Origin of the sequence: Streptomyces sp. NRRL B-24484 (assembly GCF_000717715.1) — a bacterium.
Classification (GTDB): Bacteria; Actinomycetota; Actinomycetes; order Streptomycetales; family Streptomycetaceae; genus Kitasatospora.
Map to the genome: position 1 here is coordinate 49,096 of NZ_JOAI01000012.1, position 21,196 is coordinate 70,291.

Here is a 21,196-nt window from a genome sequence, read left to right on the forward strand (position 1 = left end):
TCACTCCGGAAGGTGCGGGTCGGCGGCGAGCGCCTGGGTGGACCGGGCCGTGTAGTCGCGGTCGCCGACGAGGACGGCGTCCCGGCCGTCGCTGTCGGCGAGCTGCACCTGGACGGCCTCGCGCAGCGAGGTGGGCAGGTTCTTGCCCACGTAGTCGGCGCGGATGGGCAGCTCGCGGTGGCCGCGGTCGACCAGGACGGCGAGCTGGACGGCGCGCGGGCGGCCGATGTCGCTGAGGGCGTCGAGCGCGGCGCGGATGGTGCGGCCGGAGAAGAGCACGTCGTCGACGAGGACGACCAGCTTGCCGTCGATGCCGGAGGCCGGGATCTCGGTGTGCTCCAGGGCGCGGGCCGGCTTCAGCCGCAGGTCGTCCCGGTACATCGTGATGTCCAGGGTGCCGAGCGGGATGTCGCGGCCGGTGATCTGCACCAGCCTGGCGTGCAGCCGGCGGGCGAGGTGGACACCGCGGGTGTGGATGCCGAGGAGGACGACGTCCTCGGCACCCTTGGCGCGTTCCACGATCTCGTGGGCGATCCGGGTGACGACCCGGGCGATGTCGGTGGCGTCCAGCACCTGGTGCGGCGGACGCGGCGCAGTGGTTCCGTCTGTGGTCATGCCGAAGCGGACCTCCTTCCCCGCCTCACGGGACGGGTCTTAAAGGATGTCTGGGATTGGCACCCGGCGCACCGGGGCCGCGCCCATGCTATCAGTGCGGGCACCACGGCCCGGGAGGGCGCCGTTCCGTTTGGTGTCCTCGCAGGTCAGCCCGCATTCCGGGGCCTGCGGGGCGGCCCGCCGCCGCGCTATTCGCACGACTGCCCCATTCGGCTTGACGCGACTACCTCACTCTACGTAACCTCACAGTGAGTTACGGGACCGGCGCCGTACCCACCGGTTCGGACGAACGGTCCGCGGTCACCACCCGCGCTCTCGTGGCTCTTCACTGCACGCGAAGCAATATTGTCCGGGGAGATCAATGTCCAGCGACTACGCGAAGCAGCTCGGGGCCAAGCTCCGGGCCATCCGCACTCAGCAGGGTCTCTCCCTGCACGGCGTCGAGGAGAAGTCCCAGGGTCGCTGGAAGGCTGTCGTCGTCGGCTCCTACGAGCGCGGCGACCGCGCCGTGACCGTCCAGCGCCTCGCCGAGCTGGCGGAGTTCTACGGCGTACCGGTGCAGGAGCTGCTGCCCGGCGGCACCCCGGGCGGTGCGGCCGAGCCGCCGCCGCGCCTGGTCCTCGACCTGGAGAGACTGACCCAGGTCCCGTCGGAGAAGGCCGGCCCGCTGCAGCGCTACGCGGCCACCATCCAGAGCCAGCGCGGCGACTACAACGGCAAGGTGCTCTCGATCCGCCAGGACGACCTCCGCACCCTCGCCGTGATCTACGACCAGTCGCCGTCGATCCTCACCGAGCAGCTCATCAGCTGGGGCGTGCTGAACCCGGACGCGCGCCGCGCCGTCCGCGAGGAAGACGCGGGCTGACCCTTCCCCCCTGTGCAGAAACGTCACGGCGGGGGGGGGGGGCGGGGCCGCCCGCCCCCCCCCGGGTCGTTCCCCGGCCCGGGGGGCGCCGCGGGCCCCGGGGGGGCAGGCCCACGCGACCTGCCGGTACTCGCCGCAGGCGCCGGCCGCCCCCTGCGAGCCGTGCAGCAGCGCCGCCCCCGGCAGTTCCCGGTAGAGGCCCGCGCAGAGCACCGCGCAGACCAGGTCGAGGTCCTCGTCGTTGATCCGCACCACCCCGTCCTCCCAGTGCAGGATCCGGGCCTCCGCCTCCAGCCTGCCGCCGGGCGCCTCCACCGCGCACAGGAAGCGGTACGCGCCGAACCCTGCGCCGACCAGCATCCTCCGGAACAGCTCGGCCCCCCGCTGGTGAGCCTGGCGCACCTGCACGCCCGCCTCCTCCGGGGCGCCGTCCGCGCCGCAGCCGTCCGCGCCGCCGTCCAGCAGCAGCTCGACGTGGCGCAGCGTCAGGCCGTTGTCCCGCGCGCGGACCAGCCTCGGCACGAAGTCGCCGACGAGCTCCTCGCCCTGATAGGGCAGCAGTTGGGTCTGCAGCGGCGGGTTGACGAGGTAGCGGTCCCGGGCCGCCGGCTCGGCCGGGTCGAGCCGGTGCAGCAGGCAGAAGTCGGCGAAGTCGTCGACGTGGAACATCCGGGCCTGGACGGTGCCGTAGGTGCGGCGCGCCTCGGCGAGCAGGACGGCGGTGTCCAGCAGGTAGCCGTCGAAGTCCCGGGCGTCGGTGAGGTGCCAGGCGCGGGCCCGCTCGAAGTCCTCGGCGCTGGTCAGGATGCCCGTCACGAAGGCCTCGTCGCCGTGCGGCCGGCCGGCGGCGGCGTTGGCGGTGCAGCGGGAGGGCCGGGGGGCCCGGGGGTTGCGGGACATCGTCGACTCCTGCGGGTGGTGCGGTCGGTCGCCCCTGTTCCTCCCCATCCCCGCGGGCCGCACACGCACCGGTTGTCACAGCCCTGTAACTGAAAGCAACGAGCCCTCCCGGGGCACGGCCGACCCCTCGGGGGCGGATGCCCACGTACCCCCGGGGCCGACGGCCCGTCAGGACCTGGGGGCGCGGGCGAGTTGGCGGGACTGGGCGACCAGGCGGCCGGTCTCGTCCCAGATCTCGCAGTCCTCCTCGAAGTAACCGCCGGCCAGGTTCCGGGTCGCGTGCGCGACGCGGAGCCAGCCGGGCGCCGGCTTCGCCCGGAGGTGGACGGTGAGTTCGACGGTCGGCGCCCAGCCGGGCCGGCCGAGGTCGAAGGTGACGGGCGGCAGCGAGTCGGCGACCAGCAGCAGGAGCAGCGGGTCGGGCTGCCGTCCGTCGGCGAGCCGGAACCACCCCTGGATGCGGCCGTTGCCGGACGGCTGCCCGAGGGCCCAGCCCACGGTGGCCGGGTCGAGCCGCAGGTCGAACCGCTCCAGCAGCGCGGCCTGTTCGACGAGCTGCGGCGGGGCGTGCTCGACGCCGATGCACTCGTCGGGCAGCGGCATCACGGGCGGTGCGGCACTGGTGGCGACCTCGCCGTCGAGGGTGTCGAGGTCGCCGAAGGTGGCGAGCACGCGGAGCCGCTCCTCGCCGTCCTGGACGAGCGAGGCGGTGCCGGTGGTGAGCGTGCGGCCGCGGCGGACGGTCTCGGTGCGGACGGCGGCCGGGCCGGGGCGGGAGGCGGAGAGGTAGTGGCCGGTGATGGAGAACGGGTCGCGGTGGTCGCCGTTGGCGAGGGAGAGGGCGTGCCCGGCGACGGCGAGCAGCAGGCCGCCGTTGACGCCCCCGCCGATCTGCCAGCCCGCACCGAGTTCGGCGTCGTAGCGGCCGGGCTCCGCGGCGTGCGGGGTGAGCGCGATGCCCTGGTCGAACTCGCTGCGTGTCGCGGTGGTCATCGGTGGTACGCCCTTCGCATCGGCCACTACTCACCAGTAGCCTACGCCTCCCCCGGGAACGCGCGAAGGCCGCCGGACCGATCGGTCCGGCGGCCTCTCGGGCCGTCCGTGCGAGCGCGCCACCGGGGCGCGACGGACGCCGGGCGCGGCGGGTGCCGCGCGCGACGGGTCTCAGGCGCGACGGATCTGCGGCTTGAGATCCATGAGGCGGGCGAGCATGCCGTTGACGAACGCCGGGGACTCGTCGGTGGAGTACTCCTTGGCGATCTCGACGGCCTCGTCGAGGACGACCGCGTCCGGGACGCCGTCCTCCCAGATCAGCTCGTAAGCACCGATCCGCAGGACGTTGCGGTCCGCGATCGGCATCCGGTCGAGCGTCCAGCCGACGGCGTACGTCGAGATCAGCTCGTCGATCCGGCGGGCGTGCTCGCTGTACCCCTCGATCAGCTGCATGGTGTACTCGCCGACCTGCGGGGTGGTCTCACCCGGCTTGGCCTCCCGTGCCCGGCCCACCCACTCGGCGAGCACGCGCTCGGGCGCGACCCCCCGGTGGTCGGCCTCGAACAGGATCTGGAAGGCCCGGGTGCGGGCCTTGGTGCGCGCGTTGGACACGATTACTTGACCCGGCCGAGGTAGCTGCCGTCGCGGGTGTCGACCTTGACCTTCTCACCGGTGGTGACGAAGAGCGGGACCTGGATCTCGGCGCCGGTCTCCAGGGTGGCCGGCTTGGTGCCGCCGGTGGAGCGGTCGCCCTGGACGCCCGGCTCGGTCTCGGCGATGGTGAGCTCGACGGCGGCCGGGAGCTCGACGTACAGCGGGACGCCGTCGTTCTGGGCGACCAGGGCCTCGAAGCCCTCCAGCAGGTACTTGGCGGAGTCGCCGACGGTGCTGGCGTCGACCGGCACCTGGTCGTAGGTGTCCATGTCCATGAAGATGAACTGCTCACCGTCGCGGTACGAGTACTGCATGGTGCGCTTGTCGACGTTGGCGGTCTCGACCTTGATGCCCGCGTTGAAGGTCTTCTCGACGACCTTGCCGGTCAGGACCTCCTTGAGCTTGGTGCGCACGAAGGCGGGGCCCTTGCCGGGCTTCACGTGCTGGAACTCGACGACGGACCAGAGCTTGCCGCCCTCCAGCTTGAGGACCATGCCGTTCTTGAGATCGTTCGTAGAAGCCACGAGCGCACTAACTCCTGATATAGCTGTCAAGGAACCAAGGGCTGCGCCTCCTGCCGCCCGCTGTGCGGGCTACAGGGCGAGGAGCTCCTTGGTGGTGATGGTGAGCAGCTCGGGCCCGCCCTCCTCGAGGGGGCGCACGACGAGCGTGTCCTCGATCCGGACCCCGCCCCGCCCCGGGAGGTGCACCCCCGGGCCGACGGTGACCGGCACGCGATTGTCCAGTTTACCCATGTCGGCGGGTCCCAGGCGCGGCGCCTCCCGGATCTCCAGGCCGATGCCGTGTCCGACCGGGTGCGCCGGGCTGTCGGTGTGGCCCGCGGCCTGCAGCACCTCACGGGCCGCCAGATCGGGTACGGACTCCGGGACGCCCGGGCCGAGGGCCTCCCGGCCGGCCCGCTGGGCGCGGAACACCAGCCGGTGGAGTTCGACCTGCCAGGGCGCCGGGGCGGCGCCGATCACGAAGGTCCGCGCGGTGGAGACGCCGTACCCGCGGTAGCAGGCGCCGAGCACGACGGTGAGGAAGTCGCCCTCCTCGACCCGGCGGTCGGTGGGCTGGTGGGCCTCCAGGCCGGAGTGGCTGCCGGTGCCCACGGAGACCGGGAAGGCGGCCCGGTCCGCACCGTGGTCGATCATGCGGCGCTCCAGCTCCATCGCCAGGTGGCGCTCGGTGCGGCCGACCAGGATCGACTCCAGCAGCTCGCTGAGCGCCTGGTCGGCGATCTCGGCGGCGATCCGCAGGTCGGCGATCTCGTGCTCGTCCTTGACGACGCGCATCCCCTCGACCGCGGTGCCGAGGTCGCCGAGGCGGACGCCCTCGGCGACGTCGGCGAGCGCGCGGTGGCGGCGGACGGTGAGGTCGTGCTCCTCGACGGCGAGGTCGAGGACCCGCAGTCGGCCGGCGGCCTCGGCGGCGGCCAGCGCGGTGTCGGTGTCGGCGGGCACCAGCAGTTGGCCGATGTCCGGCCCGAGCAGGTGCTCGCCGCCCTCCTCGGGCGGCAGGTCGTCGGGCAGCGCCAGCAGGGCCCGCTCGCGGGTGACCAGCAGGCTCGCCCCGCACGGCGGGCAGCCGGTGAGGTAGCGGACGTTGGAGGCCCGGGTGACCAGGGCCGCGTCGACCCCCGACGCACTGCAGTGCTCCCTGAGGCGCTCCCGCCGCGCCGCGTACGCATCGGACATGCCACGAGCCTACGAACTGCGGACGGCGCGCGCCCGTCGAGCCGGGCGAGCCGGACGGCACGGCCCGGAAAGGGCCGGAAAGGGGGTGCGGCCCGCGGGAGGGCGCGCGCGGCGAGCCGTCGGCGGACGAGGGAACGGGAAGGGGACGAACGGTGCGGGAATGGAAAGCCCCGGGCCCGCGTTGGAGCCGTACGAAAACGACTTCCGTTTCGGACAAGGGTCCGGAACCGGGGTCGGAGCCCACCGAGGAGGAGCAGATGGCCCGCAGCGAACTGCGCCCGGTCGTCCGGCTGACGTCGACCGCCGGCACCGGATTCACCTACGTGACGCGCAAGAACCGCCGCAACGACCCGGACCGCCTGGTGCTGCGCAAGTACGACCCGGTCGCCCGGCAGCACGTGGCCTTCCGCGAAGCGCGCTGAGCCGGGGCCGCACGCCCCGGTCCGCCCCAGCCCACCGACCCACCCCGGCCCCCGAAGGAGCAGCCCCATGAAGAACGGCATCCACCCCGCCTACCGTCCGGTCGTCTTCCGCGACAAGGCCGGCGACCTGGCCTTCCTCACCCGCTCGACGCTGACGTCCTCGTCCACGGTGGTCTGGGAGGACGGCACCGTCCGCCCGGTGGTCGACGTGGAGACCTCGTCGGCGAGCCACCCCGTCTGGACCGGGCGCGCCCGCGTGCTCGACCAGGCCGGCCGGATCGAGCAGTACCGGCGGCGGTACGGCCGCGACTGACGGCCCGAATCCTGCGGCGCCCCCTCCCCGGCCCGGGGAGGGGGCGCCGCCGTGCGTGCGGGGGGGTCAGCGCGAGGGCGGGGGCGGGGGCACCGAGACGACGAGGGTGAGCCGGACGGGCACCTCGCCCTCGTTGCGGTAGGCGTGCGCGGCGGACGCCTCGTAGGAGGCGGTGGAGCCCGCGGGCACCCGGTGGTCCCGGCCGTCCAGGGCGAGGGTCAGCTCGCCCTCCTCGACCCGGGCGATCTCCACCGTCCCGACGGGGTGCGGGTCCGAGTTGTGCCCCTCCCCCGGCAGGATCAGCCACTGCCAGAGCTCCAGCGGGCCGGGCGCCTCGATGCCGTTGAGCAGCACCCCGGTGCCGCCCGCGGCGCCCGTCCAGAGCTGGACGGCCTCCGCGTCGGGGACGATCCGGACGGTGGAGGTCTCGTCGTAGTCGAGCAGCCGGGCGATCGAGGCGCCCAGGGCGTCGGCGAGCCGGACGACGGTGCCCACGCTCGGGTTGGTCCGCCCCTGCTCGATCTGCACGATCATGCCGCGGCTCACCCCGGAGCGGGCCGCGAGTGCGTCGAGGGTGTGCCCGCGGTCGGCGCGCAGCCGCTTGAGGTTGCGGGCCAGGGCCTGGGTGATCAGATCGGGGTCGGGCATTCCAGTCCAATGAATTGATTCGTAAGGTTTACTCTGTTGACCTAAGCTGCTGGGACACCGAGCGTCCACCCGACCGTACTCCGGAGTCCACTGTGCTGTCCCAGCTTCTCGCCCTCGCCGCCAGCCTGCTGTGGGGCATGGCCGACTACGGCGGCGGCTCGCTGACCCGGCGGCTGCCCGCGCCGACCGTGGTGGTCGCCTCGCAGGCCGCCGCGGCCGTCCTGCTGGTGGTGGCCGTCCTCGCCACCGGCGGCCCGGGCGCCGTGTCCGCGGACCTCTGGTACGCGGTCGCGGCGGGCGTCGTCGGGCCGTTCGCGCTGCTCGCCTTCTACCGCGCCCTGGCTCTCGGCCCCATGGGCGTGGTCTCCCCGCTGGCCACCGTCGGCGTCGCCGTGCCGGTCGGGCTCGGGCTGCTGCTCGGCGAGCGCCCGGGCCCGGCGCAGGCCGCCGGGATCGCCGTCGCCGTGCTCGGCGTCGCGCTGGCCGGCGGCCCGCGGCGCGGCGGCGGCACGGTCGGGGTGCGGGTCCTGGCACTGACGCTGTCGGCCGCCCTCGGGATGGGCACGGTGATGGCCCTGATCGCCCGGGCCTCCGACGGCGGCGGGCTGCTGCTGGTGCTGTGCGTGCAGCGGCTCTGCAACGTGGCGGTCGGCGGCGCCGTGCTGCTGGCCGGGCGGGGCGGCCGGGTGCCCGGCGCCCCGGGCACGCTGCGGCAGGTCCTGCCCGCGCTGACCGTGGTCGGGGTGGCCGACGTCGCCGCGAACGGCGCCTTCGCCGCCGCCTCGCACCACGGGTCGGTGGCCGTGGCCGCCGTGCTGGCCTCGCTCTACCCGGTGGTCACCGCACTGATGGCCCGCGGGCTGCTCAAGGAGCGGCTGCGGCGCGTCCAGGTGCTCGGCGCGGGCCTGGCCGTGGCGGGCACGCTGCTGCTGGCGGCGGGCTGACGCCCCGTCCGCCGGTCGGACCGGCCGCGGGCGGGCCACCTCAGCCCGCCCGGCCGGGCGCCCAGCGCTTCTCGACCCGGGCGATCCGCCAGTAGCCGATCGCCGCCGCCCAGACCACCACGAACAGGCCGACGATGACGAAGCCGACGTTGTCCAGGCTGAGGCCGGCGATCCAGCCGCTCACCGGGTCGCTCAGGCCGAGCTTGTCGTGCAGCACCGTGACCAGCTCGATGGTACCGATCACGAAGGCCACCGCGATCGACAGGCCGGTGATGGCGAGGTTGTAGAAGACCTTGCGGACGGGGTTGGAGAAGGCCCACTGGTAGGCGAAGTTCATGAAGGTGCCGTCGAGGGTGTCGAACAGGCTCATCCCGGCGGCGAACAGCAGCGGCAGGCAGACGATCGCGTACCAGGGCAGGCCGGCGGCGGCCCCCGAGCCGGCCATCACCATCAGCGTGACCTCGGTGGCGGTGTCGAAGCCCAGCCCGAGCACCATGCCGACCGGGAACATCTGGCCGGGGCGGGAGATCGAGCGGGTGGCCCGGCCGAGGATGCGGTTCATCAGACCGCGGGAGTCGAGCTGCCGTTCCAGCTCCGCCTCGTCGTAGGTGCCGGCCCGCATCGCCCGGAAGACCCGCAGGATGCCGAGCAGCGCCGCCAGGTTGAGCGCGGCGATCAGGTAGAGGAACGCCCCGGAGGCGGTGGTGCCGATGGTGCCGAGCACCTGGTGGGCGGTCGATCCGTCGTCCATCAGCACCCCGGCCAGCTGGGCGCCGCCCGCGACCAGGGCGGCCATCAGCACCACCATCGACGAGTGGCCGAGCGCGAACCAGAAGCCCACCGAGACCGGCCGCCGGCCGTCCGCCATCAGCTTGCGCGTGGTGTTGTCGATCACCGCGATGTGGTCGGCGTCGAAGGCGTGCCGCATGCCCAGGGTGTAGGCGGTGATGCCGAGTCCGGCGCCGAACACCTGGGTGCCGACCTCGTAGTGCTCCGGCACGACCAGCAGGAAGAGCGTGCCGAAGGCCGCCACGTGCATCGCCAGGATCACCGCCAGCAGGCCGGCCGTGCGGAGGGTGTCCTCCCGGCGCCAGCGGAAGGCGGGCAGGCCGGGGGCGGTCGGCGGCGCGGCCGTACCGGTTGCGGGCAGGGTCATCTGCGGTTCACGCTCCAGCACCTCGTGGAATGACGTCGTGAGGTGCCGTGGCCGGTCTCCTGGCTCACGGGGAGGTTCTGACGGTGCCCGTACCCGGCCTTCCCGGGCGCGCTGCGCCCAGTGACCCGCGAGGGGTACGGATTGACTCCCCGTTCACAGTGGCGAGGGCCGCTCCGGACTCGGACCCTGAGGTCCTGCACCGGTCTTCCCGAGCACCACGGCTGCTCCACCGTAGGGGTGACGGACCGACAGCTGCAAGCCTGCACAACCGCGCAGGTGTCGTAGATCACGGCCGGTGGGCCTGCGAGAATGCCGCCATGCACCTCCTCCCCGCCGACCGCGCCGGCCACCGGACCATCGACGGGCACCGGGTCTGCGAGGCGATCGCCGGGATCGGCGACACCGGGCGGGTCCGGGCCTGGGCGGAGCTGTTCGGACTGCTCGCCGACCCCGGGCGGCTCGCCCTGCTGCTGGCCCTGCACACCACCGGGCCGCTGGCCGTCACCGATCTGGCGCTGGCCACCGGGATGCGCGACCCGGCGGTCTCCCAGGCGCTGCGGCTGCTGCGCGCCGCGGGCGTGGTCGAGGGCGAGCGGGACGGCCGGGTGGTGCGGTACCGGCTGACCGATCCGGCGGTGGCCGAGGTGCTGGAGCACGGGGTGCTGGGGCGCACCGACTGAACCCCGCACCGAGTGAACCCGCCGCGCGAGACGGTCCCGCACGGAATGGGGCCCGCGCGGAATGGGGACTTCCTGACGTTTTGTCAGTGCGACGGGGGGTCAGCTTCAGCCAAGTTTTCTTGTCATGTCACCTCGAAGCCGTTCCGGTGGCCCATGCTTCCGGAGGCGGTCCGTCCGGGCCGTCGTTCCCAGGCTCCTGACGAGGAGACACCCGTGAAGCTTCGCCGTACGTTCGCCGTGGGGCTGCTGGCCGCGGCCGCCACCCTGCTCCCCGCGCACCAGTCCGGCGCCGCCACCGGCGGCGGGCTGCCGTTCGGTTCGGCCACCGCCGTCGGGATCCACAACACCTACGACCCGGCCGCCTTCCCCTTCCTCGCGCAGAGCCTGGACACCGGCACCGGCATGATCGAGCTCGACGCGTGGACGGACACCGTCACCAAGGAGTGGAAGGTCAGCCACTCCAACCCGCTCGGCAACGCCAACAACTGCACCGCCGCCACCGGCCCGGCGACGCTGTACAGCGGCGGCACCAACAAGAACCTCGAGTACTGCCTCGACGACCTGCGGATCTGGCTCGCCGCGCACCCGTCGAGCGGCCCGCTGGTGGTCAAGCTGGAGCTCAAGGGCGGGTTCGCCGCCAACCGCGGCATGGGCCCGGCCCAGCTGGACGCCCTGATAGCCGCCCACCTGGGCAGCGCGGTCTTCCGTCCGGCCGACCTGCTCGCCAAGCCCGGCGGCGGCAGCTACCCGAACCTCGACGAGGCCGCGAAGGCCGGCAACTGGCCGAGCCGCGACGCCCTCGCCGGCCGGGTCCTGGTGGACGTGATCCCCGGCACCGTCGAGGAGGGCAACCCCTTCGACACCCTGCACACCGACGTCGAGTACAGCCGCTACCTGCGCGACCTCGCCACGGCCGGCAGGGCGGGGCAGGCCCAGGTCTTCCCGGTGGTGCACGGCGCCGTCTCCGGGGACCCGCGCAACGCCTACGGCGAGACGAGCATCCGCCCGTGGTTCGTGGTCTTCGACGGTGACGCCTCGGCGTACGTCGGCGGCATCGACACCGGCTGGTACGACGCCCGGCACTACCTGCTGGTGATGACCGACGCCCACAGCGTGGCACCCGCGATCAGCGCCACCGACCCGACCGCCGACCAGGCCCGGGCCCGGGTCACCCAGCTCGCGGCCGCACACGCCAGCATCGTCTCCAGCGACTGGCGCAAGCTGCCCCAGGTGCAGTCCCTGGTGCTGCCGCGCGGCTGACGCGGCCGACGGATCGTCGCCCTGCCCGGCCGGCGGCCGGGCAGGGCGACGCTCAGCGCTGCTGGCAGCCGGGGCACCAGAAGAGGTTGCGGGCGGCCAGCGACTCGGTGCGCACCGGTGTCCCGCAGACCAGGCAGGGCATGTCGGTGCGGCGGTAGACGTACACCTCGCCGCCGTGGTCGTCGACCCGCGGCGGCCGGCCCATCGCCTCCGGCGTGTGCTCCGGGCGGACGGTGTCGATCCGGCCCGCACCGACGCCCGCGTGCATCAGGGCGACCAGGTCGGCCCAGATCGCGTCCCACTCCTCGCGGGCGACCCTGCGACCCTCCCGGTGCGGGCTGATGCCGAGGCGGAACAGCACCTCGGCTCGGTACACGTTGCCGACGCCGGCCAGCACCTTCTGGTCCATCAGCAGGGCGGCGACGGTGGTGGAGCTGCGGGCCATCCGCCGCCAGGCGGCGTCCGGCTCGGCGTCGGGGCGCAGCGGATCGGGGCCGAGCCGGGCATGGACGGCCTCCTTCGCGGCGGGGTCGAGGAGTTCGCAGGTGTTGGGGCCGCGCAGGTCGGCCCAGCCCTCGTCGTTCGCCATCCGCAGCCGGACCTCGCCGACCGGGACGGGGGCGTCGCCCGCGCCGAAGGTGAAGCCGCCGTAGAGCCCCAGGTGGATGTGCAGCCAGTCCTCGCCGAAGCCGAGGAAGAGGTGCTTGCCGTGGGCCTCGGCCTCGTCGAGCGGGCGGCCGTCCAGCCGCGCGGCGCCCTCGGCGAACCGCCCCTGCGGACTGCTGACCCGTACCGGTCGGTCGGCGAACACCCGCTGGTTCTCGCGGGCGAGGCGGTGGATGATGTGGCCCTCGGGCACGGGCGTCAGCTCCTCGTCGGGTCCGTTGCGGCCCCTCCATCATCCCAGCCCGCAGTGACACCCGGACGCCGGTGGGAGGCTCGGCGGACCGGCCGGAGGCACGTGCGGCGGGCCCGCTCGGCAGCGGCGCGATCCCCGTCGTGGTCCTCGCGGTCGGCCTCCGGGTCGGCCCGGCGGCCGGTGGGGCAGCAGTCCGTCCGGGGCGCTCCCGCGGCGGGCGGGAGGACCGGTCACGGCCTGCCGGTGAGGCGGGACATGATGGCACGGTCCAGGGCGGCGGCCGTGGTGGGGACGTCGAGCTGGGAGTTGTCGATGATCGGGAGGCCGGAGGTGCGCCAGCCGGCCATCCGGCCGTGGATGCGGGCGACCTCCTCGTCGCTGAGCCGGCGGTTGCCGTTGCGGCGGGCGTTGCGGGCGAGGACGGAGTCGAGGCCCGGCAGCAGGACGACGGGGATCATGCCGGGGCCGATGTGGCGCTTCCAGCCGCCGAGGCCGATCGCCGGGCGGTCCGGGAAGACGGCGTCGTCGATGATGCACGAGATGCCGTTGGCGAGGTAGTTGCGGCAGGCGAAGCCGCAGGTCCGGCGGGCCAGCCGGTACTGGGCCTCGGAGGCGTTGTTCCAGCCGGACTGCGGGTTGGCGAAACCGGACTGCACCCACTCGCGGACGTCGTCCAGGCTGATGTGGGCGGTCGGCATCGGCTGCCGCTCGGCCCAGTGCCGGGCGACGGTGGTCTTGCCGGCGCCGGCCGGGCCGATCAGCAGCACGGCTATCGGGCCGGCGGGCAGCTGCTGCTGCGGGGGGTGCGCGGGCAGTTGGACGGGCGCACCGGCCGGCAGGACGAAGTGGCCGGTGGCACCGGGCGGCACGCTCGCCGCGGGCGCCGCGGGAGGCGCTGCGGCGCCGGGCTGCGGCTGCCCCGCGGGCTGTTGCGGGTACGGCGGCCGGGCCACCCCCGGTGCTGCCCCGGGCCGGGCCGGGTACGGCGGCGCGAGGGGTCGCGGGGGCATCGGCCCTCCCCCTGTGTACTGCGACATCGTCACCTCCCGAGCGGGACACTACACGTCGGCCCGGTGGCGGGCACAGTCCGCCACCGGGCCGTGTGACCGCACGTCAGCGGGTGGTGAGCTCCTCCGCGAGGGCGCGCAGCGCCAGTTCGTAGGAGCCGAGGCCGAAGCCGGCGATGGTGCCGGAGGCGATCGAGGCGATCACCGAGTTGTGCCGGAAGGTCTCCCGGGCGTACGGGTTGGAGATGTGCACCTCGATGAGCGGCGCCGTCCGCTGGGCGGCGGCGTCGCGCATCGCGTACGAGTAGTGCGTGAAGGCGCCCGGGTTGATCACGACCGGGGTCTTCGCGTCGGCGGCCTGGTGCAGCCACTCGACCATCTGCAGCTCGGAGTTGGTCTCCCGGACCTCGACGTCGAGGCCGAGTTCGGCGCCGAGCGCGGTGCAGCGCTGGACGAGACCGGTGTAGGAGGTCGCGCCGTACACGTCGGGTTCGCGGCTGCCGAGCCGGCCGAGGTTGGGCCCGTTGAGGACGAGCACCCGGGTGGTCATCCGGACACCTCCGCGTAGGCGGCGACCAGCAGGGACGGGTCGGGCCCCTCCAGGATGGAGGTCTTGGCCAGGCCGTCCAGGACGACGAAGCGCAGCAGGTCGCCGCGGGACTTCTTGTCGATCTTCATGGCGTCGAGCAGCCGCGGCCAGGCGTCCGCCCGGTAGCTGAGCGGCAGGCCGACCGAGCCGAGCACCCGGCGGTGCCGGTCGGCGGTCTCGTCGTCCAGCCGTCCGGCGAGGCGGCCGAGTTCGGCGGCGAAGACCATGCCGATGGAGATCGCCGCGCCGTGCCGCCACTTGTAGCGCTCGTTGCGCTCGATGGCGTGGCCGAGGGTGTGGCCGTAGTTGAGGATCTCGCGGCGGCCGGCCTCCTTGAGGTCGCCGGAGACCACGTCGGCCTTGACCTGGATCGCCCGCCGGATCAGCTCCACGGTGTGCGGGCCGGCCGGGCCGGTGGCGGCCTCCGGGTCGGCCTCGACCAGGTCGAGGATGACCGGGTCGGCGATGAAGCCGGCCTTGATCACCTCGGCGAGGCCGGAGACGTAGTCGTGCTTGGAGAGCGTCTCCAGGGTCGCGAGGTCGGCGAGCACGCCGGCCGGCGGGTGGAAGGCGCCGACCATGTTCTTGCCCTCGGCGATGTTGATGCCGGTCTTGCCGCCGACGGCGGCGTCCACCATGCCGAGCAGGGTGGTGGGCATGGAGATCCAGCGCACGCCGCGCAGCCAGGTGGCCGCGACGAAGCCCGCGAGGTCGGTGGTGGCGCCGCCGCCGAGGCCGACGATGACGTCGCTGCGGGTGAAGCCGGTCTGGCCGAGCACCGACCAGCAGTAGGCGGCGACCTCGGCGCTCTTGGCGTCCTCCGCGTTGGGGATCTGGAGGGCGATCGCCTCGTAGCCCTCGGCGGCGAGGTCCTCGCGGACCGCCTCGCCGGTGGCGGAGAGCGCCTCCGGGTGGATGACCGCGACCCGCTTGGCCTTGCCGCCGATCAGCGGGGCGAGCTCGCCGAGCAGCTGGCGGCCGACCAGCACGTCGTACGGGTCGTGGCCGGCGCTGCCGCCGACGTGGATGGTGACGGTGTCGGTCATGCCTGCTTCAGCTCCAGTGCTTCCATTACGGCGTCCGCGACCTGCTCCGGGGTGAGGCCCTCGGTGTCCACGACGGCCTTGGCCACCTCCAGGTAGAGGGGGCGGCGGGCCTCCATCAGCTCGCGCCAGCGGGCCCGCGGGTTGACCGCGAGCAGCGGGCGCGGCGCGTCCAGGCCGACCCGCTTGACCGCGTCGCCGAGCGCGACCTCCAGGTACACCACCGGCAGGCCGGCCAGCAGGGCGCGGGTGGCGTCGGCCATCACCGCGCCGCCGCCGAGCGCGAGCACCCCGGGGTGGGTCCCGGCGGCGGTGCGGACGGCCCGCACCTCCAGTTCGCGGAAGTGCGGCTCGCCCTCGTCGATGAAGATCTCCGGGATCGGCTTGCCGGCGGTCTCCTCGATGTCGGCGTCGGTGTCCCGGAAGCCGACGCCGAGGCGCTCGGCGAGCAGCCGGCCGACCGTCGACTTGCCGGCCCCGGGCGGGCCGACCAGGACGACGACCGGTGCGCCCCCGCTCATCGGACGATCAGGTGGTCGAGGTAGGACTGCACGTTGCGGCGGGTCTCGGCGACGTGGTCGCCGCCGAACTTCTCGGCCACCGCGTCGGCCAGCACCAGGGCGACCATCGCCTCGGCGACGATGCCGGCGGCGGGCACCGCGCAGACGTCCGAGCGCTGGTGGTGGGCCTTGGCGACCTCGCCGGTGCGCACGTCCAGGGTCTGCAGGGCGCGCGGCACGGTGGCGATCGGCTTCATCGCGGCGCGCACCCGCAGCAGCTCGCCGGTGGACAGGCCGCCCTCGGTGCCGCCGGAGCGGCCGGAGGTGCGCCGCACGCCCTGGGCGGTCGGGACGATCTCGTCGTGCGCCTTGGAGCCGGGCACCCGGGCCAGCTCGAAGCCGTCGCCGACCTCGACGCCCTTGATGGCCTGGATGCCCATCAGCGCGGCGGCGAGGCGGGCGTCCAGGCGGCGGTCCCAGTGCACGTGCGAGCCGAGGCCGACCGGCACGCCGTAGGCCAGCACCTCGACGACGCCGCCGAGGGTGTCGCCGTCCTTGTGGGCCTGGTCGATCTCGGCGACCATCCGCTCGGAGGCGTCGGCGTCCAGGCAGCGCACCGGATCGGCGTCGAGGCCGGCCTCGTCGGCGGGCAGCGGGTACAGGCCGAGCGGGGCCCGGGCGGCGCCGAGCTCGACGACGTGCGAGACCAGCTCGATGCCGCAGGTCTCCTTGAGGTACGACCGGGCGACGGTGCCGATCGCGACCCGGGCCGCGGTCTCGCGGGCGGAGGCGCGCTCCAGGATCGGGCGGGCCTCCTCGATGGAGTACTTCTGCATGCCGGCGAGGTCGGCGTGGCCCGGGCGCGGGCGGGTCAGCGGCTCGTTGCGGGCGAGGCCCGCGAGGATCTCCGGGTCGACCGGGTCGGCCGACATGACCTGGTCCCACTTCGGCCACTCGGTGTTGCCCACCATGACCGCGACCGGGCTGCCCATCGTCAGGCCGTGCCGGACGCCGCCGAGGAAGGTCACCTCGTCCTGCTCGAACTTCATCCGGGCCCCGCGGCCGTAGCCGAGCCGGCGGCGGGCCAGGGCGTCGGCCACCATCGCGGTGGTGACCGGCACACCGGCCGGCAGGCCCTCCAGCGTCGCGACCAGTGCGGGGCCGTGCGACTCCCCCGCCGTCAGCCAGCGCAACCTACCCAACGGAGCTCCTTCGTCAGCGGCCCGGCCCGCGCAACGCGGGCCGACCGGGGCTTTCGTCCGGCGGGCCCGTGCTCGGACAGGAGGCCACCGGCCCGCACTCGGCTCCGATCCTTTCATGCCCCGGGGCCGGTCCGGCGCGTGGTCCGCGTGGCGGACACCCGGATGGACACTCACAGGTTTGCGGCACCCGGCCCCGGGTATCGTGCTCAGCCCTCCGCGAGCGCCGCCTCGCCGGCGGCGCGCATCGCCGTCAGCGGGCCCGGCTTCACCCCGGTGAAGGCCTCGAACTGGAGCACCGCCTGGTGCACCAGCAGGTCCAGCCCGCCGAGCACGGTGCCGCCGCGCTCGGCGCAGGCCGCCGCCAGCCGGGTCGGCCACGGGTGGTACAGCACGTCGAAGAGCACCCCGGGTTCGGCCGGCAGCGCCCCGGCGAAGCCGTCGGTGGCGCCGGCCGGGGTGGTGGAGATCGTCAGCGGGTGCGCCAGCGCCTCGGCGCCGTCCTCCCAGGCAGCCGTGCGGACGCGCAGGCCGAGGCGGTCGCCGAGCTCCTGCATGAGGGCCGCCCGCTCGGCGCTGCGGACGTGGACGGTGACCTCGCCGGTGCACACCTCGGCCAGGGCGGCCAGCGCCGAGGAGGCGGTGGCGCCGGCGCCCAGCACGGCGGCCGAGTCGACCCGTTCCACCCCGCGCTCGCGCAGCGCGTTGACCAGGCCGGGCACGTCGGTGTTGTCGCCGCTGCGCCGGCCGTCCCGGCCGAAGACGACGGTGTTCACCGCGTCCACGGCGAGCGCGGTCGGACTCACCTCGTCCAGCAGCGGGACGATCGCCCGCTTGAGCGGCATGGTGAGCGACAGACCGGCCCACTCGGCGGGATCGATCCTTTCGATGAACTCCGGCAGCCCGGCCTCGTCCACCTCGAACCGGTCGTACCGGCGCTCCGCCATCCCGAGCGCCGCGTAGCCGGCGCGGTGCAGCGCCGGAGACAGCGAATGGGCGATCGGCGAGCCGAGTACGGCGGCCCGCAGCTGTGTCGTCACGTGAGTCCCCTCGGGGCGGTGGATCAGGACAGGGCGGTGGATCCGGACAGGTGACCGCGGCGTTCCGGCCACCTCCGCCGGAACGGCTGGAGCCGGGCGGATCGTGGACGCACGATGTCGAAACAGTTGTTCGACCTGGCCGTAGGAGCACCGGATGTCCCGCATCGTACGCACCGCCGCCGCCGCCGCGCTGGCGCTGTCCGGACTCTGGCTGGGCACCGCCCCGGCCGGCGCCGCCTCCCTGCCGTCCTGTACCCGCGCCGTGGCCGACATGGGGGTGTTCGTCCCGGGCACCGACGGCGGCTCGGTGGACTGCGTACTGGGCGTGGGCAACCAGGGCGAGGCCGTCGACGTGCTGCAGAGCGCCATGCACTACTGCTACGGCGAGAACATCGCCGCCGACGGCGTCTTCGGCCCGGCCACCAAGGCCGCACTCCGCCGGGTGCAGGGCACCGCGGGCGTCTACCCGGACGGCGTCTACGGCCCGCAGACCCGCAACGCGATGCTCTTCCTCGGGCACTCCGGCGGCGGCTGCCAGCGGTACTGACACCGCGGCGCGGCCGGTCGCACCGACCGGCCGCGCCCACGGCTCAGTTGCAGGTGACCGTCGCCTTGTTGAACGTCTTGCCCCGGGAGATGCACCAGTCCTCGGTGTTCTTCGCGTGCTCCGCGCCGGTGGCGGCGAACTTGGTCTCCTCGGCCGAGATCGCCAGCCAGAAGACCCAGTCGCCCGGGGGCGGGTTGAGCACCGCCCTGATCGCGTCCAGGCCGGGGTTGGAGATCGGCGTGGGCGGCAGGCCGGCGTTCACGTACGTGTTGTACTTCAGCGAGCCGTCGTGGATCTCCTTGTTGGTGAGCTCCTTGCGGCCCAGCTGGTACTGGAGCGTGGTGTCCAGACCGAGCTTGTGCTGGGTGACGTTGGTGGTCAGGCGGTTGCTGATCGCCCGGGCCATCTTGCCGAAGTCCTCGCTGTTGTTGCCCTCGGCCTGCAGGATGCTGGCCTCGATGAGGGCGTCGTAGCCGCTCTTCAGGCCCAGCTTCTTCGCCGAGCCCTCCAGGTCCAGCTCGGTGAACTGCTGGTTGGCGTTGGCGACCATCTGCTTGAGCAGGTCGACCGGCTTCATGCCCTCGCTGAGCGGATAGCGGGTCGGGAACAGGAAGCCCTCGACGTTGCCCTGCGCGTAGGCGGGCAGGCCGAGGTTGTTGACCTCGTCCTTGGCGGTCTTGGCGGTGGTGCCCGCCGGGACCTTCAGCTTCTTGTCGACCATCGCGAAGACGTCGACGGCCTTCATGCCCTGCGGGAGGTCGAGGACGTTGCCGCCCGCCGACTCCACCATGAACGTGACGGCGGCGGCGGCCGGCAACTTGTGCTTCATCGTGTAGAAGCCCGGCTGGATGGTGCCGCACTTGGGGTTCTTCTGGCAGGCCTCGACGAAGGCGTCCGCGCTCTTGACCACGTCCACCTTGAACAGCGACGCGGCGATGACCGAACCGCCGGCGCCCTGCTTGACCTCGACGGTCACCGAACCGGTGCCGGCGCCCGTGTAGTCCGGTGCCGGGCCGAAGTGGTCCTGGTAGAAGCCGTAGCCCCACCAGCCGGCGCCGCCCATGCCGCCGAGCAGCACCAGCGCGACCACCAGGCAGGCGCCGCGGTTGCGGCGGCCGGCCTTCTTGCCCTTCTCCTTGCGCTTGCGCTCGCCCTCGCGGGAGGTGTCCTCCTCGGCGCCGAAGAACGAGCCCTCGTCGGCGCCGTCCTCCTCGGCGTACTCGTCGAGGTCCTCCTCCCACTCCTCGGCCTCGGCCTCGGCCGGGCCGTCGAGCGCCGCGGCCTCGGCCTCCCAGTCGATGCCGTCCGGGCCGGGACCCGACGGACGCGCCTCGGAGCGGCGCGGCGGCGGCACGGGCGAGCCCTGCTGCGGCGGGCGGCCCGGCTGCTGGCCGGCCTGCTGGGGGAAGCCCTGCGGGCCCCGTGCCTGCGGCGGCATCTGGCCCTGCGCCTGACCGGGCGGCATCTGACCCGGCTGCATCCGACCGGGCTGCCCCGGGGCCTGCTGCATTCCGCCGCGCATCTGCTGCGGCGGCATCTGGCCCTGCTGCGGGTAGCCCTGCTGCTGCGGCGCCTGGCCCTGCTGCTGCAGCCCCTGCGGGACCTGCCAGGAGCCGGTGTGCTGGCCGGCCTGCTGCCCGTACTGCTGCTGCTGTCCGTAACCGCCCTGCTGCTGCGGGGCCTGCTGCCGGTACTGCTGCTGCGGCGCCTGGCCCTGTTGCGGCATCTGGCCCTGCTGCGGGTACCCCTGCTGCCCGTACGAGGGCTGCTGCTGCCAGCCCTGCTGTTGCTGCTGCGGGTAGCCCTGCTGCCCGTACTGCTGCTGCCCGAACGCGTCGGGTTGCACCTGCCACGAGCCGGTCTGGTCGGCGGACTGCGGCTGCTGCGGGATGCCGTGGCCGGGGTCGCCCGGGTGCCACGGCTGCTCTCCCTGGGGGCGGTAGCCCCCGCCCAGGTCAGTCATCGAACCCCTTATGCGTACCGCCGAGTCGAACCGGCGTGCTACGGCATCATCCGGAGGGAGACGTTACCGTACCGCAGCATTGCCGATCCGCCGCACGCACACCGTCAGTGACCGTCCCCCGGGGGCGGGGAACTCTGTTGCGCCTGGTAGGCGTTGAACTCTGCGACGTTCTTCTGCTGCTGCTCGAAACTGTCCGTGAACCTGGTGTCGCCGGGACGCACGGTGACGAAGTACAGCCAGTCACCCTCGGCGGGATCGGCCGCGGCACGCAGGGCCTCCCGGCCCGGATTGGAGATCGGTGTCGGCGGCAGTCCGGTGTGCAGGTACGTGTTGAACGGGGAGTCCAGCTTGGTGTCGGTGTCCGTGGTGGTGAGGGTGGAGCGCCCCAGGGCGTAGTTGATCGACGAGTCCAGCTGCAGCGGCATGTTCTTGGCCAACCGGTTGTAGATCACCCGCGCGACCTTGGCCATGTCCTCGGCGTTGTCGGCCTCGCCCTCGACCAGGCTGGCCACGGTGAGGATCCCGTACGGGGTCTGTGCGAATGCGGTGGCGGCGTCGTCCACACCGCCGGACTCCAGCGCCCGCCCGCTCTCGGAGACCATCTGCTGCAGCAGGGCGAGCGGGGTCGTGTCGTCGGTGACGGCGTACGTCGACGGGAAGAGGTAGCCCTCGGGGTTGTCCTTGGCCGACTCCGGCAGGCCCAGGTCGCCCGCGTGCTGCTGGGCGATGCCCTTGGTGGTGCCGGGGGCGAGGTGCAGCCGCTCGTCGATCGCGGCGTACACCTGCTCGGCGCGGCGCCCCTCCGGGACGGTGAGGGCGTTGGCGTTCGCCGGGTCGAGCAGCACGCCGAGCGCCGACGCGACCGACATCTTCAGCTTCAGGGTGTAGGTGCCGGGCTGGATCGTGTTGCCGGCCGGGTGCCTGGCGGCCGCGTCGGTGAACGCCTTGGTGCTGGCCACCACCCCGCTCTTCACCAGGGACCGGCCGATCGTGGTGAGGCTGGCGCCCTGCGCCACCGAGACCTCCACCGTCCCGCTGCCGCCGCCCGCGAAGTCCGCCGCCGGCGGCTCGGCCTTCGGCCACACCAGGTAGGCCGCGACCGCGAGCACGCAGGCCACCCCGAACAGCGCCAGCACGCTCAGGCAGCAGGCCACCCCCGACCGCACCTTCTCCGGGTCCGGCGGCTCCACCGCGTACGGCTGTCCGGGCGGGCGCCCGTCGGGTTCCTCGGCGGGGGCGCCCAGGTGCCCGGGGGTGACGCCCGGCCCCAGGCCGGGTGCGGTGAACGGGTCGGTCACG

At 73.7% G+C, this 21,196-nt stretch carries 24 protein-coding genes and 1 riboswitch; of the genes, 8 read left to right on the forward strand and 16 right to left on the reverse strand.

Annotated features, from left to right (window positions below):
• On the reverse strand, positions 1-615 hold the full coding sequence (gene pyrR, locus IE98_RS0113135; RefSeq protein ID WP_030268436.1) for a bifunctional pyr operon transcriptional regulator/uracil phosphoribosyltransferase PyrR: 615 nt from the start codon (positions 613-615) through the stop codon (positions 1-3).
• Between the two features lie 361 nt (positions 616-976).
• Here pyrR and IE98_RS46260 point away from each other — a divergent pair, with 361 nt between their 5' ends.
• Together IE98_RS46260 and IE98_RS46265 are read left to right on the forward strand one after the other, a co-directional pair.
• Positions 977-1,480, forward strand: a complete 504-nt coding sequence (locus tag IE98_RS46260) for a transcriptional regulator (protein ID WP_014134541.1) — start codon at positions 977-979, stop codon at positions 1,478-1,480.
• Between the two features lie 162 nt (positions 1,481-1,642).
• Entirely contained in the window at positions 1,643-2,473 is an 831-nt protein-coding gene (locus IE98_RS46265; protein ID WP_078660989.1) for a hypothetical protein, read from the forward strand.
• Between the two features lie 75 nt (positions 2,474-2,548).
• On the opposite strand, the gene IE98_RS0113145 is transcribed toward IE98_RS46265, so the two are convergent.
• From IE98_RS0113145 to IE98_RS0113160, 4 genes are all read right to left on the reverse strand, one after another.
• Positions 2,549-3,373, reverse strand: a complete 825-nt coding sequence (locus IE98_RS0113145; RefSeq protein WP_030268440.1) for a thioesterase family protein — start codon at positions 3,371-3,373, stop codon at positions 2,549-2,551.
• Positions 3,374-3,544: 171 nt separating this feature from the next.
• Positions 3,545-3,985 (reverse strand): transcription antitermination factor NusB, encoded by a 441-nt coding sequence (gene nusB / locus IE98_RS0113150; protein WP_030268442.1) that lies wholly within the window; start codon positions 3,983-3,985, stop codon positions 3,545-3,547.
• A 2-nt stretch (positions 3,986-3,987) separates the two neighbouring features.
• A complete protein-coding gene (efp, locus tag IE98_RS0113155) occupies positions 3,988-4,551 on the reverse strand; it encodes an elongation factor P (protein WP_030268444.1) in 564 nt (187 codons plus the stop codon).
• A 69-nt stretch (positions 4,552-4,620) separates the two neighbouring features.
• Positions 4,621-5,727, reverse strand: a complete 1,107-nt coding sequence (locus IE98_RS0113160) for a M24 family metallopeptidase (protein ID WP_030268446.1) — start codon at positions 5,725-5,727, stop codon at positions 4,621-4,623.
• Positions 5,728-5,984: 257 nt separating this feature from the next.
• Here IE98_RS0113160 and rpmG point away from each other — a divergent pair, with 257 nt between their 5' ends.
• Both rpmG and IE98_RS0113170 read left to right on the forward strand, forming a co-directional pair.
• Positions 5,985-6,149 carry a 50S ribosomal protein L33 gene (gene rpmG / locus IE98_RS0113165; protein ID WP_030268447.1) on the forward strand — a complete coding sequence of 55 codons (165 nt, stop codon included), beginning with the start codon at positions 5,985-5,987 and terminating at the stop codon, positions 6,147-6,149.
• 67 nt (positions 6,150-6,216) lie between these two features.
• Positions 6,217-6,462, forward strand: a complete 246-nt coding sequence (locus tag IE98_RS0113170; RefSeq protein ID WP_030268448.1) for a type B 50S ribosomal protein L31 — start codon at positions 6,217-6,219, stop codon at positions 6,460-6,462.
• A gap of 66 nt (positions 6,463-6,528) precedes the next feature.
• Here the strand turns inward: IE98_RS0113170 and IE98_RS0113175 are convergent, their stop codons facing one another.
• Positions 6,529-7,110, reverse strand: a complete 582-nt coding sequence (locus IE98_RS0113175) for a helix-turn-helix domain-containing protein (RefSeq protein WP_030268450.1) — start codon at positions 7,108-7,110, stop codon at positions 6,529-6,531.
• Positions 7,111-7,205: 95 nt separating this feature from the next.
• Between IE98_RS0113175 and IE98_RS0113180 the strand changes: the two genes are divergently transcribed.
• Complete coding sequence (locus tag IE98_RS0113180) at positions 7,206-8,054, forward strand: DMT family transporter (RefSeq protein WP_030268452.1); 849 nt, start codon at positions 7,206-7,208, stop codon at positions 8,052-8,054.
• Positions 8,055-8,094: 40 nt separating this feature from the next.
• Here the strand turns inward: IE98_RS0113180 and IE98_RS0113185 are convergent, their stop codons facing one another.
• A complete protein-coding gene (locus tag IE98_RS0113185; protein ID WP_030268454.1) occupies positions 8,095-9,210 on the reverse strand; it encodes a HoxN/HupN/NixA family nickel/cobalt transporter in 1,116 nt (371 codons plus the stop codon).
• A gap of 31 nt (positions 9,211-9,241) precedes the next feature.
• Positions 9,242-9,445, reverse strand: a riboswitch (cobalamin riboswitch).
• Positions 9,446-9,527: 82 nt separating this feature from the next.
• Here IE98_RS0113185 and IE98_RS0113190 point away from each other — a divergent pair.
• Entirely contained in the window at positions 9,528-9,890 is a 363-nt protein-coding gene (locus IE98_RS0113190; protein WP_030268456.1) for an ArsR/SmtB family transcription factor, read from the forward strand.
• Between the two features lie 213 nt (positions 9,891-10,103).
• Complete coding sequence (locus IE98_RS0113195) at positions 10,104-11,150, forward strand: phosphatidylinositol-specific phospholipase C domain-containing protein (protein WP_030268458.1); 1,047 nt, start codon at positions 10,104-10,106, stop codon at positions 11,148-11,150.
• Between the two features lie 52 nt (positions 11,151-11,202).
• Here IE98_RS0113195 and IE98_RS0113200 read toward each other — a convergent pair whose 3' ends face one another.
• The 7 genes from IE98_RS0113200 to IE98_RS0113230 form a co-directional block, all read right to left on the reverse strand.
• Positions 11,203-12,009, reverse strand: a complete 807-nt coding sequence (locus IE98_RS0113200; protein ID WP_030268459.1) for an Fpg/Nei family DNA glycosylase — start codon at positions 12,007-12,009, stop codon at positions 11,203-11,205.
• Positions 12,010-12,239: 230 nt separating this feature from the next.
• On the reverse strand, positions 12,240-13,046 hold the full coding sequence (locus tag IE98_RS0113205; RefSeq protein WP_030268461.1) for an AAA family ATPase: 807 nt from the start codon (positions 13,044-13,046) through the stop codon (positions 12,240-12,242).
• 76 nt (positions 13,047-13,122) lie between these two features.
• Entirely contained in the window at positions 13,123-13,566 is a 444-nt protein-coding gene (aroQ, locus tag IE98_RS0113210) for a type II 3-dehydroquinate dehydratase (protein WP_030268463.1), read from the reverse strand.
• Complete coding sequence (aroB, locus tag IE98_RS0113215; RefSeq protein WP_030268465.1) at positions 13,563-14,651, reverse strand: 3-dehydroquinate synthase; 1,089 nt, start codon at positions 14,649-14,651, stop codon at positions 13,563-13,565. The genes aroQ and aroB overlap by 4 nt, the downstream gene beginning before the upstream one ends.
• On the reverse strand, positions 14,648-15,169 hold the full coding sequence (locus tag IE98_RS0113220) for a shikimate kinase (protein WP_030268467.1): 522 nt from the start codon (positions 15,167-15,169) through the stop codon (positions 14,648-14,650). The genes aroB and IE98_RS0113220 overlap by 4 nt, the downstream gene beginning before the upstream one ends.
• Complete coding sequence (gene aroC, locus IE98_RS0113225; protein WP_030268469.1) at positions 15,166-16,350, reverse strand: chorismate synthase; 1,185 nt, start codon at positions 16,348-16,350, stop codon at positions 15,166-15,168. Before aroC ends, IE98_RS0113220 begins: the two co-directional genes overlap by 4 nt.
• Positions 16,351-16,556: 206 nt before the next feature.
• Complete coding sequence (locus IE98_RS0113230) at positions 16,557-17,387, reverse strand: shikimate dehydrogenase (protein ID WP_030268471.1); 831 nt, start codon at positions 17,385-17,387, stop codon at positions 16,557-16,559.
• Positions 17,388-17,541: 154 nt separating this feature from the next.
• Here IE98_RS0113230 and IE98_RS0113235 point away from each other — a divergent pair, with 154 nt between their 5' ends.
• Entirely contained in the window at positions 17,542-17,934 is a 393-nt protein-coding gene (locus tag IE98_RS0113235; RefSeq protein WP_030268473.1) for a peptidoglycan-binding domain-containing protein, read from the forward strand.
• A gap of 43 nt (positions 17,935-17,977) precedes the next feature.
• On the opposite strand, the gene mltG (IE98_RS0113240) is transcribed toward IE98_RS0113235, so the two are convergent.
• Together mltG (IE98_RS0113240) and mltG (IE98_RS0113245) are read right to left on the reverse strand one after the other, a co-directional pair.
• The gene (gene mltG, locus IE98_RS0113240; protein ID WP_052390474.1) at positions 17,978-19,897 is read right to left on the reverse strand and encodes an endolytic transglycosylase MltG; all 1,920 of its coding nucleotides are present in this window, start codon (positions 19,895-19,897) and stop codon (positions 17,978-17,980) included.
• Positions 19,898-20,001: 104 nt separating this feature from the next.
• Positions 20,002-21,195, reverse strand: coding sequence for an endolytic transglycosylase MltG (gene mltG, locus IE98_RS0113245; protein WP_234443530.1), 1,194 nt, complete (start codon positions 21,193-21,195; stop codon positions 20,002-20,004).
• Position 21,196 lies beyond the last annotated feature (1 nt).

Coding starts and splice junctions, on each gene's coding strand:
- pyrR (WP_030268436.1), bottom strand. CDS start 615: ATGACCACAGACGGAACCACTGCGCCGCGTCCGCCGCACCAGGTGCTG.
- IE98_RS46260 (WP_014134541.1), top strand. CDS start 977: ATGTCCAGCGACTACGCGAAGCAGCTCGGGGCCAAGCTCCGGGCCATC.
- IE98_RS0113145 (WP_030268440.1), bottom strand. CDS start 3,373: ATGACCACCGCGACACGCAGCGAGTTCGACCAGGGCATCGCGCTCACC.
- IE98_RS0113160 (WP_030268446.1), bottom strand. CDS start 5,727: ATGTCCGATGCGTACGCGGCGCGGCGGGAGCGCCTCAGGGAGCACTGC.
- rpmG (WP_030268447.1), top strand. CDS start 5,985: ATGGCCCGCAGCGAACTGCGCCCGGTCGTCCGGCTGACGTCGACCGCC.
- IE98_RS0113170 (WP_030268448.1), top strand. CDS start 6,217: ATGAAGAACGGCATCCACCCCGCCTACCGTCCGGTCGTCTTCCGCGAC.
- IE98_RS0113175 (WP_030268450.1), bottom strand. CDS start 7,110: ATGCCCGACCCCGATCTGATCACCCAGGCCCTGGCCCGCAACCTCAAG.
- IE98_RS0113185 (WP_030268454.1), bottom strand. CDS start 9,210: ATGACCCTGCCCGCAACCGGTACGGCCGCGCCGCCGACCGCCCCCGGC.
- IE98_RS0113190 (WP_030268456.1), top strand. CDS start 9,528: ATGCACCTCCTCCCCGCCGACCGCGCCGGCCACCGGACCATCGACGGG.
- IE98_RS0113205 (WP_030268461.1), bottom strand. CDS start 13,046: ATGTCGCAGTACACAGGGGGAGGGCCGATGCCCCCGCGACCCCTCGCG.
- aroQ (WP_030268463.1), bottom strand. CDS start 13,566: ATGACCACCCGGGTGCTCGTCCTCAACGGGCCCAACCTCGGCCGGCTC.
- aroB (WP_030268465.1), bottom strand. CDS start 14,651: ATGACCGACACCGTCACCATCCACGTCGGCGGCAGCGCCGGCCACGAC.
- IE98_RS0113220 (WP_030268467.1), bottom strand. CDS start 15,169: ATGAGCGGGGGCGCACCGGTCGTCGTCCTGGTCGGCCCGCCCGGGGCC.
- IE98_RS0113235 (WP_030268473.1), top strand. CDS start 17,542: ATGTCCCGCATCGTACGCACCGCCGCCGCCGCCGCGCTGGCGCTGTCC.
- mltG (WP_052390474.1), bottom strand. CDS start 19,897: ATGACTGACCTGGGCGGGGGCTACCGCCCCCAGGGAGAGCAGCCGTGG.